This window comes from Psychrobacter sp. 1U2 (genome assembly GCF_051847575.1).
Window position 1 is genome coordinate 1 of record NZ_JBPYDC010000200.1, and the last position, 1,444, is coordinate 1,444.

A 1,444-nucleotide genomic window follows, 5' to 3' on the forward strand; every position below is an offset into this window, starting at 1 on the left:
GCAGCACTTCAGTCATCTTTTCTTGATTAAACAAAGCCAGCTTGTCAGTGTTACTTGGCATAACACGGCGATAGTCAGGAAACTTACCATCGATCAAACGCGCGGTAAAAGTCACCATTAGATCTTGACTGACCTGCCCTGCACTATCTACCTCACCAAAAGGTAAACTGACTTGCAAAAACTCACGACCAAAACTCAAAGTTACTGGATTGTCTTTATCGCCCAACATTTTACCAAGCTCAGAAGCCAAACGTTCAAGCTCAATGACAGCTTTACGTGGCAATATAGCTTGCATATTCAAATCACTACTAACATCAATCACACTACGTGCTAAAGCCAATCTATGCCCATCGGTCGCAACCGTCGTCAGCTGCTGCTGTGAAACATCAAATAGCATGCCAGTTAGATAATAGCGTACGTCTTGGATTGCCATTGCAAACTGAGTCTTATGGATCAAATCAGTTAGGCGACTGCGACTGATCGTCAATGGCGTGATGTTCTCTGGGTTGCCTAAGCTTGGGTAATCTTCACTAGGCAAGGTTCCTAAAGTAAAACGGCTCTTGCCACTAGTTAGTAAGCAGCGCTCGTTTTCTTGGGTAGTAAGGTTTACCTGTGCCTGAGTGGGCAAAGACTTACAAATCTCTTTTAATTTGGTTGCCGGTAATGTCGTTGTCCCTGCTTCAACACAAGCACCTGTAGGCAATCTCAATGTCGATGTCAGCTCTACTTCTAGATCAGATGCGGTCAAAACAAGCTCAGACTCAGACAACTGCAGCTTTATATTACCTAAGATCACCATGTTATGACGCTTGTCAGCAGCCTTGGCGATTAAATTAATAGCTTTTAGTAACGACTCTCGATTAATCGATAATTGCATGCTTAGTTACTCTTATTTAAGTTACTATAGTCGATTCTACATAAAACAGATACGTTATATGCCAACGCGGAACTGGTATAAATTTTTCTGGTGTACTGTGCCTGCGCAGACAAAGGCTGCGTAAAATTTATCCCAGTCTCACTGTATCGGTTTTATACTGAACTCACTATATTTAAATGACTCTATTTTTATAAAATTCAAACGATGGTTTAATAATACCTTGTCTACTGGCTATAAACCATCAACCATCTGTGCGCTTATCCGCTCAATATTATAAACCATATCCCCCTACTAAAACATAGTGATACTAAACGATCTATGCCGCCTGTAACATTAATGCAAGTGTTTTATAGTCCTTATCAAAAGCAGGGTCAGCTGCGCGCAATTGGTTGACCTTATCACAAGCATGCATGACCGTTGTATGGTCGCGTCCACCAAATGACTGCCCAATCTCGGGAAAGCTATCACCCGTGAGCTCACGTGCTAGCGCCATAGCGATTTGACGCGGTCTTGCAATACTACGCGTACGTTTACGTCCCATGATATCTTTCACTGTAACGTCATAAT

2 protein-coding genes are annotated in these 1,444 nt (G+C 42.3%); both read right to left on the reverse strand.

Annotated features, from left to right (window positions below):
• Positions 1–877, reverse strand: an 877-nt coding sequence (gene dnaN / locus ACS8FD_RS14450) for a DNA polymerase III subunit beta (protein ID WP_439276367.1), incomplete at its 3' end; no start/stop codon positions are given.
• Between the two features lie 316 nt (positions 878–1,193).
• On the reverse strand, positions 1,194–1,444 hold a 251-nt coding region (locus ACS8FD_RS14455; protein WP_439276368.1), incomplete at its 5' end, for a helix-turn-helix domain-containing protein.